This window comes from Paenibacillus glycanilyticus (assembly GCF_030161375.1).
GTDB lineage: Bacteria > Bacillota > Bacilli > Paenibacillales > Paenibacillaceae > Pristimantibacillus > Pristimantibacillus glycanilyticus_B.
The window spans coordinates 186,006-199,437 of record NZ_BSSQ01000016.1 but is presented as its reverse complement, the minus strand read 5'-3'; the positions used below and the strand labels follow the sequence as shown (position 1 = coordinate 199,437).

The following is a 13,432-nucleotide window of genomic DNA, read 5'->3' as shown; positions in this document are numbered from 1 at the left end:
GATAGCCGTAATTTTGTGAATAGCCTATAAAATGTGTTGTCGCTTGCGCCCTACAATAACTTCTTGAAACCCTGCGCCTTCTCGTCCAGCAAATACGCGGATTCTCCAATTCTCGTAAACCCGTCAACCGTTTCCCTGGCGCGCTCCCGGCTTTCGGAGATCATGTGCTGCGACCGGCGCATCGCTCTGGCCATATTGCCCACTTCATCGACGATTCCGGCCAGATTCGTCTGGACGGCCTTTGCCGCTTCATCCGCCTGCTTGGCCAGCTTTCGGACTTCTGCCGCCACAACGCTGAATCCCCGGCCGTGTTCGCCCGCATGCGCCGCTTCTATGGCCGCATTCAAGGCAAGCAGATTCGTATGTTTAGCCACTTCACGTATACTGTGAACCGTGCTCCGGATCGATTCCGCCTCATGCTCAAGCGCATCAAGAACCTTCATATTCTCGCCTGCTTCGATAACTATGTCCTCTATAGTCCGCCCGATCAGCCTGCTTCCCGCAATTCCTTCACCCGTACGATCCAGCAAATCCTGCGCCATATGCTGCAGTTCATCCATAAGTCTTGCCGTGGCGTTCTCTCTTTCGGTAATATCCGTCGCAACCTTAAGAATGCCCTCTACATGGCCTTCCTTATGAAACACCGGCATATAAGTGGCTTCAAACCATAAGAGCCGGCCATCTTTGGATACGCGCGAAATCTTCTCCTGAAAAATCCTCCCGCTCCGAAGGTTGCTCCATAGCTCTAGATAACCGGGGCTGCTTGCAAATTCCGGCGTGCAAAACTGCCGATGCATAAGGCCGGGCATTTCGTCTGTCTCATATCCCATTGCGCGGGCAAAATTATCGTTCGCCCATAAAACCTTCCCGTCCGTACTTAATTCAATCATGGCAAGCGATTTCTCCATAGCCGCCAGCACGTAATAAACATCCAATACTTGTGATGTGAATTGCTGATCTTGGGATGCCTTAAGCATCGGATCACCTTCTACTCCCAATGTATAATTTATGTACAATAATTTCGTTAAAATTATACATAAATTATATTTCCATAGCAAGGAAGGAGAAGGACACACGGGTAACGCTATGATTTTTGTATAACTTATGTATAATAAACCTGAGGTGTAAGCGCATGTATAGTATTCGCAAAGTATCCCAATTGGTAGGGATTCCCGCAGTAACCATCCGGGCATGGGAGAACCGATATCAGCTTACCGAGCCTATTCGCAGCACAGGCGGTCACCGTCTGTACCGGGACGCGGACATCGATGCCTTGCGCTGGATTAAGCAACAGATGGACGGCCATCACTTAAAAATCAGCGAAGCCGTCACTTTATATCGCGACAAAATGGCCAACTCGGCTGTTGGGACGATAGAATGCCGCTTCGCCAGCTTGATCGATCGGCTGTACAGGGAACTTGCCGATTTAAATACCGTTCAGGCCAATGAAGTTATCGATTTATGCTTTTCTCTCTTTCACCATGAAGAGGTGTTCCACCATATTCTTACGCCTGTGATGAAGCAAATCGGCGCGGCGTGGGAACATGGTCTCCTTTCCGTTGCCCAAGAGCATTTCGCATCCCAAATCATCATCCAGAGATGCACCCAATTCATGCGCATTCTGCCGCTGAATCCGCAGCTTCCAAGAGCGGTCGCTTTATGTCCGCAAGGGGAGCATCATCAGATGGGACTTATGCTCTTTAGCCTGTTTCTGCGGAATAAAGGACATGATGTCATCTACCTTGGACCGGATACTCCTCTAGACGATATTACGGACTTGATCCGTGCCAAAAACATTGAAATCGCGGCCATCTCGGCCAATAACCCTAAGCTGGCAAACTCCGTCGAACAATGGATTGCCGAGAATCGGCAATCGTATCCGGAGTTAGCCATCATCATCGGCGGCGACGGATTCCGGAATTGCAGCCCCACCCTCGCCCCGCATGTATATCCTCCGGGTCCGTCGGAATGGGATAACTGGTACAGACTGCTTTTGCGCAAGTCCGGATCATCATACGTGCAGCCTTAGGATCTTCATCCCTAACGACAAAACAAAATAAGACCCTCGCGGGGTCTTATTTGTCTTTCTCTTGTTCCTACTCTATGCGATTAGCCCCTGTATCAGCCGATCAGGATTTGAAATAGTGTTCTTGCGCAAGATCCTCAAGCAGACCGGGCTGAACGGGCTTCCAGCCTAACAGCTCTTGCGTCGCAGCGCTTGACCTTGGAAAATCATGCGCCGCCAGCATGCCCAGAAAACCAAAATGGGCTTCCGCTTCCTCGCGGGGAATGCTAACGACCGGCACGTTCAATTGGCGGCCAATAACAGCAGCGATATCGCGGAACGGAATGCCCTCGTCATGAGTGCCGTCCAGCATCGAACCGGCAGGCGCCGCTTCAACCGCTAAGCGGAATAACGTTGCAGCATCCAAACGATGGATCGCCGGCCAGCGGTTCGACCCTTCGCCGATATAGGCGGAAACGCCCTTCGCCCGCGCAGTCTGAATCAGTAGCGGAACAAAACCTTTGTCTTGCGTGCCGTGAACGGAAGGGGCTAGCGACATGATCGCGGTCCGTACTCCGCGCTTGGCAAGCGCCAGCACCGCATTTTCCGACTCGACGCCATTTGCGTGAGCAGTGATGATGAATGGTTTGCCGGTGTCTACAAGCACTTCTCCCATCGCTTCAACGGCCCGAAGATCGGTAGTAAGCGAAGCGGCAAAGTTCGAGAAGTCATGGACAAACGCCAAATGGATCACGCCGTCCGCGCCAGCCGCGGCGCGCTTTAAGCCGTCCAGATCTTCCAACGTTCCGCGAAATGCCTCGGCTCCCGCCGCCTCCAATTGCTCGGCTCCTTGGTCAGAACGGGTCAGACCAACAACTTGATGTCCGGCGGCCAGCAGCTCGCGAACGACTTCCGTTCCAATATAGCCGGTTGCTCCGGTTACGAATATACGCATGGAATCACTCCTAAATAGAATGGTATGGTTGATAACTTGTACCCTTAGAGCATAAACTATAGAGTGAACTCTAAGGCAATACCTCTTAAGGAGAAGACGTATATGAAAATTCAAGAATTAGCGGAAAAGATGGGCATGTCCGTTCACGCCATCCGGTTCTACGAGAAGGAAGGCCTGCTCGACAGCCGCCATGTGCAACGGGAGAAGAACAACTACCGCAACTATACGGACGATGCGGCCCAGCGCCTGCGGATGATTCGGAAGTTCCAAGGATTAGGCTGTTCGCTGGCCGAATTGAAGGACGTCTTTCAGGATCAAGATACCAACACCAAAACAAACCAACAAATTATCGCATGGATGGAGCAAAAGAAAGAAGAGATCGAACATAAGAAAGCCGAATACGATCAAATTTCCAAAACGCTGGACTGGATGATTGAATACAGGAAGGCGTTAATCCACGATCCGGCAAAAGCCGAAGAGATGTACGAAATGATAAAGGCCGTTTACCCTCATTAACAAGGGAAACGGCCTTCTCCATACATAACAAACGTTACAGCAAATGCATCTTCGCTTCCGCCTCGTCCCAAGGCACCGCATAACCGGCCCCTTTCGCGCAAAAAATAGACGATGACGTATATAACGGGTCCGCATCCTTCCGGTATCCTTTGCGCTCGATCACTTCCGGCTCGTTATGACACCGGTCATAACCGGCAAGCACAAGCTGAATGCTGCCTCGGCCATGCGTATATGCAGCTAGCTCCGTGCTGTAATCCATAAACGTGGCAACCGGCACTCGGCCGGTAATGACGGCATGCGAAGCGTTTGTTTGCGGCGGGTCGAATTGCCCGGATGCGCGCTGCAAATCGGACAACACTTTGCCCAGATGATCGAGCTCAACCCTGATTTTATATTCGTAAAACGGTTCAAGCAGCATATTATCCGCCTTCTCAAGCCCCTGACGCAGCGCCCGGAACGTCGCCTCCCGGAAGTCGCCGCCATGCGTATGCTCGTTATGGCTAGCACCCGTAAGCAAGGTGACCCGCACGTCCGTCAGCGGGCTTCCGGTTAATAGTCCATGATGCTCGCGTTCGAACAGATGCGTCTCGATCAAATGCTGATTGCCGATGCTCAAGTCATGTATATGGGCCGCATTCCGGAACGTCATTCCGCTGCCCCGTTCCCCCGGCTCCAGCAGCAGATGCACCTCGGCATAATGCCTTAGCGGCTCGAAATGCCCATACCCTTTGACCGGACCCTCGATCGTCTCTTTGTACAAAATTTCAGGTTGGCCATAGGCCACCTCAAACGCGAACCGCTCCTTCACCAGCTGCTGCAGCACCTCAAGCTGGATAACGCCCATAACATGAATATGAATCTCCTGCAGGCTTTCCTCCCAGATTACTTGCAGAGACGGATCCTCCGCGTTCAGAACGCGGAATGCCTTGAGCACGTCTTTCACGGGCAACGATTCCGAGAACATCACTTTGGAAGTTAACGCCGGAACCAAATCATAAGACAGCTTGTCCAAGCAGCTGCCTACCCCTTGTCCCGCTTCGGCTTCCGACAGCCCGATCACGGCAAACAAATCGCCGGCCGACACCTGGTCGACCGCCTGCATTTTGCTGCCGTTTACGATGAGCAATCTTGTCGCCTTCTCGCTTAATTGCCCATCGTTAACGCCATAGCCGATCTCTTCCCGGACCTTAAGAATCCCGCTTAAAGCTTTAATATAGGTTAGCCGCGTGCCGCTCTTGTCATGCCGGATTTTGTACACGCGTCCTGCGAACGGCGCCTCAACGTCGTAGTCCACTTGGATAAGTAAATGCAACTGCTCGAGAAACTCCCGCACCCCTGTATCCTGCAGGGCTGATCCGCTCACGCAAGGATATAACCGGCAGCTCTTCACCATCTCCCGGAGCGCCTCCAGCCAATAAGCCTGATCTTCTTCGCCGGAGAGGAAGGCCTCCAGCATCTGCTCATCCCGCTCGGCCAAACTCTCCTTCAACGATTCTTCCACTATGCCGCCCGCAAAGCTCTCCTTCAGGTAGCAGGCTTCCGGCGTCAAATGCTGCCGAATCTCCTCCAGCACGCGGTTTACGTCCGCGCCGGTGCGATCGATTTTGTTAATAAAAAAGAACGTCGGAATGCGGTGCTTCCGCAGCAGCTGCCATACCGTCTCCGTATGTCCCTGAACGCCTTCTACCGCGCTCACTACCAACACGGCGTAATCCATCACCTGGATCGCCCGCTCCATTTCCGGCGAGAAATCGACGTGTCCCGGCGTATCGATTAAGTAATAAGTGGCGTCTTTGTAAGTCATTACCGCCTGATCCGCGAATACCGTTATGCCCCTTGCCCGCTCAATCTCATGGCTGTCGAGGTAAGCGTCCTTATGGTCGACGCGGCCCCGCTCCCGGATGCTGTTCGTGTGATACAGCAGTTGCTCCGCCAGCGTCGTTTTTCCCGCGTCCACATGCGCGAACATGCCAATCGTTACTTGCTTCATGCGATTCATGCGAATCCCCTTGGTTTGATTTTGCCATAATCATATCATACCTGCCGTTTCGATTGACCGGGCTCCTCTAAATTCTTCATGAACAAGGAGATGACAAAAGATAACGTCAGCAACAGAAGCGGAACAACGCAGATGAGCACGCGGAACACGGTCTCCGGATGCGGGCCCGGATCATCGCCGCTCTGATAGTCGTACATCAATCCAACGATCCAGAACGCCAACGCCGCAATCAGACCGCTAGACCTCGTAATAAATCCGGCTACCGCCGTATAGATGCCTTCTCTCCGTCTGCCGGTCCGCTCCGCGTCCAGATCTATAATCCGGCTACTTAACATCGCGGGTGTTACAAGAAACCCAGCCATACCGAAGCCGACCACAATCCCTGCCGCAATGCCGCTGCCGAGGCTGCCGGCGAACCATAGCGGAATGACCGACAACGCATAAACGGCGAGCGCAAGCCGCCAGCTGTAGAGGCCGCCAAGCTTGCGGGAGATCAGATACCAGATCGCTACGAGCGGAATGATCGAGACAAAGACGGCGCCCATCAGAATGGACACTTCTCCCTCGGAAATATTCAGATTGTATTTGGCGTAGAACGGAAGCAGCGCTGCCAGCAGGCCGTTTACCGTCTGAGCAAAGGAGCCCGATATATTAAACACCCAGAACGGCTTATTCGTCAGCGTTTCCCGAAAGGCCACAAGCAGCGGCAGCGGCGCTTCCTGGTGCGTGCTGTCTTTTTCCCGAACGGACATAGCAAACCAGATCATAAATACGCCAAATACGATCGAATACGTCACGGACATCCAGCCAAAGCCGATCCACCCGTAAAGGACGGGAGTGAGCGCCGTGCCAATGAGAATGGCCACAACCTGAAACCCTTGCTGCACGGCAGACGCCTTTGCCCGCAGCCGGTCTCCCGCGAACAATTCGGGGAACAAAGCGCCGTAATTCACCCACAGAATCGTTGCAATTCCTTCAAACAAAATAAGCGACGTAAGAAGCCAGATAAACAGCCCGGTATTGCCGAGTCCGCTAGGAACCGAGAACACCATAATAAAGACAAGCATAAACGCCGGCGTCGAGAAAAAAATCCACGGCCTTCGCCGGCCGTATTTCGTGCGGGTGCGGTCGGACAAATAACCGGCCATCGGATTGTTCACCGCGTCCCAGATCAGATAGATCGTACGCGCAATGGTCGCCAGACCAAGGCTGAGCCCCAGCTTCTCGACGTAATAATAATTGAAAAAGGAGGCAAACGCCTGGCTTGGCACCATCATGGCGAACATCCCCAACGCATAGGCCGTTGGCGAATTGAGAAATTTCCTGCTCATCGACTTCTTACACCCCCACAGCAAATCCGGCTCCACGGAAAACGAGACTAATTACGTCTTATGCGGCGTGTCCGGCATATATGCGGATGGCAATAAAGAAGTAAAACAAGGGCAACCCGCCGAAGCTGTTGCTTTCGGAGGCAGCCCTTGTTTCTTGTTTACGAATTAGAACAAACTGTCATGCACGTAATACACTTTTTGCGTGTCTTTTTTATTTTTCGGATCGGTAACGATCGTGAAGTACACATTGCCGTTTTTCGTCTGAACGCCTTCGATCTCATGGTTTCCTACGTTTGTAATGTTCACGAGCGTTTTGTACGCTCCCGTCTTAGACATCATGGCAATACGCGGCTTCTGGCCTTCCGCTCCGCCCGATGTATAGATCTCCGAACTTCCGAGCATGTCGAAGCCTTGGAAAGAGTTGTTTGGCCTAACGATCTTGCTGCCCGTTTGGGTAACGCTGGCTACGCATGCTTTTTTGGCTGCCGCGCTGTCCATCCGGACTTGTTCATTGCTGTCCAGCAGTTTGTTCAACGCAGCCGTGTTGTAGATCGACCATGTCACGCTGCCTTGGGAGGTCTGTACGCGAAAGATCGTATAAGCGCTGTTCCCGCCGCCATCTACGCGGTAAGTATCGCCTAATCTTTTGCCGGTTTTATTGGCATAGTTCATGTAGGTGAACCGGTGAAGATCGGTATAGTCGTATTTCTTGCCGGCCGCGTATTTCAGTCTCGCCACCTGAAGCGACCAGTCGTACGGGGTTGATCCGTCCGCTTTGGAGCTGAAATAAAAATAATCGATGTTTTTATACGTGTACATATCAAGCGTCTGCCCGTGACCCGAATTCGTAATGGTCATTTCGTCCACGTAGGTGGCCGTTTTCCCTTTCATGAGCAGTCTGGATAGATAGACAGTACCTCCGGTTCGCTGGGTGACATACAAATATTTGGACGCGATGTACGCCTTCTGGACAGCCAGATTGTGTCTCAGCCCTTTGAGACTATAAGCGAGAGTAGCGGAAGCGTTGACGGTTTTCCCCGGCGATGCCGCAAAGGCGGGCACTACCGATGTGCCGAATAGGAAGAGAGCAAGCATTGCGGGCAGAACCATTCTCATCGACCTGTTGATCAGGCCCACTCTGTGATGAATCCGAAGCATTGTAAATCCCTCCTTGATTGTAATCACACAAGATTATCAAGGAGATGGGAGTGGTTTTGAATAGTCGAGACGACCCAATATTTGGTTAAAAAATTATAATCTTTTCCGCCGGATGGACCCATTTTGTTACCGTAGGCATGGTTTCCGCAACCACTTGCCCCTTATGGATCACATAACGAGGGGCGTTTCTCGTACGGATGAGCTCGGCTGGATCAGCGGCATCAAACAGGAGGAATGAAGCCGGATTGCCAACCTTCGGTTTTCCTTGCTCGAAGCCGTAGCCGCTGAGCTGCAACGCTTTTGCCCCGCCAAACGTAGTCATGCCCCATATATCGTTCAGATCCTGACGGCCGCACATATGGGCGAGATGAGCAGCCATATGCGCCGCATCAAGCGGATTTCCCGTACCAAGCGGATAAAACGGCGTGAGAATATCGTCATGGGCCAAAGCGACGTTAATGCCGGCCCGGTGAAAATCCTGAATGCGAGTAATCCCTCGACCCTTCGGGTATGCATCATATCGTCCCTGCATGACGCTGTTAATCAGCGGGCAAGCCACGATCGACAGGCCGGATTGCTTTACCAGTCCAAGCAGCTTCTGAAAATACGGCTCATTATAATACGTAGCGGCATTGGCATGAGCGGCTGTGACCTTTGAGGTCAGGCCCGTCGCAAGGGCAAGCGAGGCGCATACCTCCAAGTAACGGGAATGCTCATCGTCCGTCTCATCGCAAAATACATGAACCAAAGCGCCAAACCGCGCCGCCAACGTAAAAGCTTTGTTTAGACTGAGCACGCCCTCCTCGCGGGTCCGTTCGAGATGGGGCACGGCCGATACGCCGTCGGCGCCAAGCCGAAGCGCTTCTTCCATTCTTGCTTCATTGTCCGGGCAGGCGATAAGGCCGTCTTGCGGAAACGCAATGATTTGCATATGAATCCGATCGCGGTAAGCTTCCTTCAGCTCAAGCACCGCTCTGAACGCGGTTAACTTAGGATCTCCGATATCCACCATGGCCCGCACGTATAACACGCCGTAACCAATAAGCAGCTTAAGCGTACGTTCCGCACGCTCCAGAACATCCTCCCGCGAGAGCTGTTTTTTGCGCGCTGACCAGATGGAGATGCCTTCCGCAAGCGTACCGCTTTCGTTCCATGCGGGTTCGCCTGCCGTTAGCGTCGTGTCCAGATGCACATGCGGTTCCACAAACGGAGGGAGCAGCAATCTCCCCTGCGCCTGCACGGTCGTCTTGGCGGCTGCCCCGGCCAAATTGCCGATGGCTGCAATAACGCCGCCTTTGATGCCAAGATCCGTTAAGCTGTTGCTGCCGGGCAGCTTGACCTGAGAAACTAGCAAATCAAATGGTATTGTCATCGTATCCCCGCCATTCATCGTATGCCTTTGGTTGCTGCGGCAAATCTGGCCACTCGGGCTCCAAGCCTTCCGGCCATCCGGAGCTCGCGTTCATCCGGCGTGCGAGAGCTGTCCGGACCGGCTAAGGTTGACGGCCCGTAAGGCGAGCCGCCGATAGCGTCTGCCGTCAAATATTCCGGATTTTGCGAATAAGGAAGCCCCACGTAGATCATTCCGAAATGCAATAGCGGGATGATGGACGTCAATAGGGTCGCTTCATGGCCGGTATGAATAGATCCCGCGCTTGTCATGACGCCGGTTGGCTTCCCCTCCAGCTCCCCGCTTGCGCATAAGCTGCCCGACAGATCAAGAAACGACTTCACCTGTGCGGGCATGGAGCCGTAATACGTTGGAAATCCCCACACAATGCCGTCCGCCCAGCGGAGGTCATCCGCGGTTGCTTCGGGAATATGCTGCTGCATCGTTTGCGAGGCTTCGTATTTCTCCCAGCGGGCTCCCACCCGGAACGTGCCGGAGATTCCGCTGTCTTCCGCGTTCCGCCTTCGGTCCGGATGATCCTGCAGCGCCGTAATGTTGCCCGGATGCAGAAATTCGGGAATACGGACTAACCTCGCGATATGTCCTTCTCCTTCTGCCCCTTGAGCGGCGGCTTCCGCCATCCGGTACATATGCCCGTAGCTGCTAAAGTAGATGATAAGCACATTGGCCATTCCGATCTCTCCCCGAGTGCAAGCCGGAGCCGCGCATGTGTGCCTGCTGCGGCTCCGCTAAGTACTTCTTTATTTGCCTGGCAAATACTCATTCGTAAATACGTTGTCAATCGGCTCGGCTTCCTTAAGCAGCCCCATCTCCACCAGCTGTGCCTGCAAGCCGGACCAGATATCCTTGCTCATATAACCAACGCCGTTTGTCTCCGCATCTCCGCCGTAGACAAGCGGCTCTTGCGCTTTGGCGCCATACGCCATCGCTTCAAGTTTCAGATCCGGATTTTTCTCCTGCATGACCTTGTTGATCTCANNACCGTATCCGGATGTTTCTTCAGGAAGTCTTCGGTCGTATAGAGAATATTGCCGTATTGCTTGTAGCCAAGATCATAGTTCAGGAAATAATCAACGTCGACCCCTTCCTGCTGCATGGAGAACGGCTCGGAGGTAATGTAGATTTGCGTAGCTGCCGACGGATCCGCTACGAAGTTGGCGAGGGAACCGGTATATTTCATCTCTGCCACGTTATCGAGCTTGTAGGCTTTTTTCAGATACTCCCAGAACACAACGCCGCTGCCGACGTAAATCTTGTTGCCGTTCAGCTCGGTAATGTCTTTGTATTCCCCTTTGTGGAACATGATCCCTTGCGGATTCTTCTGGAACGTTGCCGCAATGGCGACAAGCGGAATGCCGTTCTGGCGCGCCAGCAAAATCTCATCCGCCTGACCCATGCCAAACTCCGCTTTCCCGCCGGCTACAATCTGGGTGGAAGAGATGCCCGGACCGCCGGATTGAATCGTCATGTCGAGCCCCGCATCCTTGTAGAAACCTTTATCAAGCGCTGCGTATTGTCCGCCATGCTCCGGCTCGGCGAACCAGTTCGTCACTTGGGTCACCTTCGTCAGTTCCTTGCCGTCCCCTGAATTGCTATTACCGCAAGCCGCAAGACTGAAGCTAACGGCTAGGAGCGCCGCCATTCCACCTAATGTTCTCTTTGATTTTGTCAGCATATTTTCTCTCCCTCTCTTCTCCTCTATATGTGCATCCCTTTGTGAGCGGACAAACACCAATCTTAAGTAAACCTTGCTGCAGCTAAATCTGCGAGATGGTTTGGTCGGCTTCCACTCCGTATCTGTTCAGCAGAGAAGCAAACGTCCACTTGGACTTGTTGTACACCCATCGCGAGGATGGTAGCTCCTGGAACAACTCTTCCTCGGAAGCCGCATCGAGAACAACAAAGCTTGCCGGATTGCCTGGGGCGATGCCGTAACGCCGGACACCCGTCACGCTTGCGGGGTTTGTTGTCAGCATGCGCAGCACGGTAACCATGTCCTCTTCCTTCGCCAGATGGGCGGCATAAGCAGTCATTAGGCCAACCTGCAGCAAATCCCCTCGCCCAAACGGATGGAACGGATCCTGAATGTTATCCGAAGCCGCCGCAACGATTACGCCTGCTTCCGCCAGTTCTCTGACGCGGGTGACGCCCCGCCGAACGTTGCCCCGGTCGCCGCGTCCCTGCAAGTACAGATTGACGACCGGCAAGGTAACAGCCGCTACGCCGCTATCTGCCATTTTGCCGATCAGCCGCTCTGCTTCGCGATGCTCCATGGCCGACAAAGAACAGAGATGACCGGCTGTCGCCCGTCCGCCGTAACCGCCTGCCTGCACATAATCGCAATAAATATCGATCGTCTTGGCATCCGGGTTATCCGATTCGTCGGTGTGCAGATCAATCGGTTTATCAAATCTTTGCGCAAGCTTGAACGCCCACGCGATGTTTGTCTCCGGCTGCGGCGACAAATGAGGTGCGCCGCCTACCCCGTCTATTCCCATCTGAAGCGTCTCCGCCGCAAACTCCCCTAGTTCCCGTTCATAAGCGGGATCATAGAAATACATCGGGAAATATTGAATATCAACGATTCCGCTCACCATCTCCCGGGCCTCCAGCGCCGCCTCAATCGTCCGCATCGCCATGTCGCGGCCCATGTGAACCGGTACATCCAGATGGCTCCGAAGCACGGCCGAGCCAAATGAAGCCGAGTTGCGCGCCGCTTTTACAATCCGGTCGCGGATCATTTCCTTCGTGAACGCGGGAGAAGCCGCCCGGTAGTTCTCGATCGCTTCCAGTAGCGTTCCCGAACGGTTGCGCACCCAAGGAAGCGAGTAGGATTTGTCGAGATGCATATGGGCATCCACAAATCCCGGAAGCATCACTTTCCCTTCCAAATCGAGCAGCGGCGTCGCCTTTAGTTCGGCGAACGAAAGCTCGTGAATCGGAAGATGCTCGGAGGAGGCTATCATTCCTTCTTGGTGTTCGATCGCCGTCCAGCACCCTTCCCGCACCGTTACCGTGTAAAGCCCGCCGCTTTCTTCAAGCGGCAGCTTTACGTTAATGGCTTCCAGATGGTTTGGTTGCAAGATATCCCTCCTACAATGAATTGGCTTACTAGGTTGTTTATCAACCGTTTGTGGCGATTCATACTTCGAAAGCATTAGCTTTAAATGAATTGGCAAATCATTACCCTTCGGAAGATTTCATCTCCGATTCATGCCAGGAACTAAGCATCCACTTGGAGAAAGCGTTGACGAGCAGGAAAAAGGCGATGCCAAGCAAAGACGCCGATAATCCGCAGGCAAATAGATAAGCGGTCTGGAGACGGGAGGAGGCAACCGTAATGGCATATCCGAGCCCGCCGTTGCCGCCGCCAATCCCGGCGATGTATTCGCCAACAATCGCGCCAATGACGGCGAGCGTACATGAGATTTTGAGACCAGCTACAATGTAAGGCAATGCGGCTGGCAAACGAAGCCGGAACATGGTTTGCAGGGATGAGGCATTATAGAGATAAAAGAGGTTTTTCATGTTGTGGTCGGTGGAATTGAGGCCAATAAGCGTATTGGAGAGCATCGGGAAAAAGCCGATTAGAAACGCAATAATAATGATGGCGTTCATGCCCGCGCCAAACCAGATGACGATAATCGGGGCAATGGCGACAATCGGAATCGTCTGCATAATGATCGCGTAAGGATAAATGCTGCGCTCGATTAACTTGGAGCTGGCAAGCAGGATGGCAAAGCCTACTCCAAGCACGATGCTGAGCAGAAAGCCAAGCACGGCTTCCGTGATGGTGGTGTACACCGATACCCACAGATTCGAAGCATTCTCTAATGCGGCTTGAACAATATCCGAAGGCTTAGGCAGCAAATAAGGCTTGAGTCCGGAAAGCCGGCAGAACAGTTCCCATCCGCCAATAAATAGGATAAAAGCTACGCCCGGAGGACCCATGGTTTTCCATGCTTTCTTGAGTGACGAGTTGCGCAGCTTCGCCGAACCTGCTCCGGTCCCCGCACCAAATGATAATTCCGGGGTTGTCATTGTCTCCTCTCGCATC

The 13,432-nt window shown here is 53.2% G+C and carries 13 protein-coding genes; 2 read left to right on the top strand and 11 right to left on the bottom strand.

Translation table 11 applies throughout. The annotated features are described in order from the left end of the window. Positions 1-50: 50 nt before the first annotated feature. Positions 51-977: a methyl-accepting chemotaxis protein gene (locus QQK89_RS20960; RefSeq protein WP_284240617.1), complete on the bottom strand. Its 927-nt coding sequence runs from the start codon at positions 975-977 to the stop codon at positions 51-53. A gap of 155 nt (positions 978-1,132) precedes the next feature. Between QQK89_RS20960 and QQK89_RS20955 the strand changes: the two genes are divergently transcribed. After that, the gene (locus QQK89_RS20955; RefSeq protein ID WP_284240616.1) at positions 1,133-2,029 is read left to right on the top strand and encodes a MerR family transcriptional regulator; all 897 of its coding nucleotides are present in this window, start codon (positions 1,133-1,135) and stop codon (positions 2,027-2,029) included. A 100-nt stretch (positions 2,030-2,129) separates the two neighbouring features. Here QQK89_RS20955 and QQK89_RS20950 read toward each other — a convergent pair whose 3' ends face one another. Beyond that, on the bottom strand, positions 2,130-2,960 hold the full coding sequence (locus QQK89_RS20950; protein ID WP_284240615.1) for an SDR family oxidoreductase: 831 nt from the start codon (positions 2,958-2,960) through the stop codon (positions 2,130-2,132). 102 nt (positions 2,961-3,062) lie between these two features. On the opposite strand from QQK89_RS20950, the gene QQK89_RS20945 reads away from it, so the two are divergent. Further along, positions 3,063-3,476 carry a MerR family transcriptional regulator gene (locus tag QQK89_RS20945; RefSeq protein WP_284240614.1) on the top strand — a complete coding sequence of 138 codons (414 nt, stop codon included), beginning with the start codon at positions 3,063-3,065 and terminating at the stop codon, positions 3,474-3,476. A gap of 34 nt (positions 3,477-3,510) precedes the next feature. Here QQK89_RS20945 and QQK89_RS20940 read toward each other — a convergent pair whose 3' ends face one another. From QQK89_RS20940 to QQK89_RS20900, 9 genes are all read right to left on the bottom strand, one after another. Then, positions 3,511-5,466 carry a TetM/TetW/TetO/TetS family tetracycline resistance ribosomal protection protein gene (locus QQK89_RS20940; RefSeq protein WP_284240836.1) on the bottom strand — a complete coding sequence of 652 codons (1,956 nt, stop codon included), beginning with the start codon at positions 5,464-5,466 and terminating at the stop codon, positions 3,511-3,513. 44 nt (positions 5,467-5,510) lie between these two features. Next, on the bottom strand, positions 5,511-6,806 hold the full coding sequence (locus tag QQK89_RS20935; protein WP_284240613.1) for an MFS transporter: 1,296 nt from the start codon (positions 6,804-6,806) through the stop codon (positions 5,511-5,513). 165 nt (positions 6,807-6,971) lie between these two features. Next, positions 6,972-7,922, bottom strand: a complete 951-nt coding sequence (locus QQK89_RS20930; protein ID WP_434481739.1) for a hypothetical protein — start codon at positions 7,920-7,922, stop codon at positions 6,972-6,974. 127 nt (positions 7,923-8,049) lie between these two features. Continuing rightward, on the bottom strand, positions 8,050-9,336 hold the full coding sequence (locus QQK89_RS20925; RefSeq protein ID WP_284240611.1) for an amidohydrolase family protein: 1,287 nt from the start codon (positions 9,334-9,336) through the stop codon (positions 8,050-8,052). 14 nt (positions 9,337-9,350) lie between these two features. Then, a complete protein-coding gene (locus QQK89_RS20920; RefSeq protein ID WP_284240610.1) occupies positions 9,351-10,046 on the bottom strand; it encodes an NAD(P)H-dependent oxidoreductase in 696 nt (231 codons plus the stop codon). Positions 10,047-10,115: 69 nt separating this feature from the next. Next, positions 10,116-10,337, bottom strand: a complete 222-nt coding sequence (locus QQK89_RS20915; protein WP_284240609.1) for a hypothetical protein — start codon at positions 10,335-10,337, stop codon at positions 10,116-10,118. Continuing rightward, a complete protein-coding gene (locus tag QQK89_RS20910; RefSeq protein WP_434481738.1) occupies positions 10,313-11,017 on the bottom strand; it encodes an ABC transporter substrate-binding protein in 705 nt (234 codons plus the stop codon). The genes QQK89_RS20915 and QQK89_RS20910 overlap by 25 nt, the downstream gene beginning before the upstream one ends. A gap of 115 nt (positions 11,018-11,132) precedes the next feature. Next, positions 11,133-12,458, bottom strand: a complete 1,326-nt coding sequence (locus tag QQK89_RS20905) for an amidohydrolase family protein (RefSeq protein ID WP_284240607.1) — start codon at positions 12,456-12,458, stop codon at positions 11,133-11,135. A gap of 100 nt (positions 12,459-12,558) precedes the next feature. After that, positions 12,559-13,431: an ABC transporter permease gene (locus QQK89_RS20900; RefSeq protein WP_284240606.1), complete on the bottom strand. Its 873-nt coding sequence runs from the start codon at positions 13,429-13,431 to the stop codon at positions 12,559-12,561. Position 13,432 lies beyond the last annotated feature (1 nt).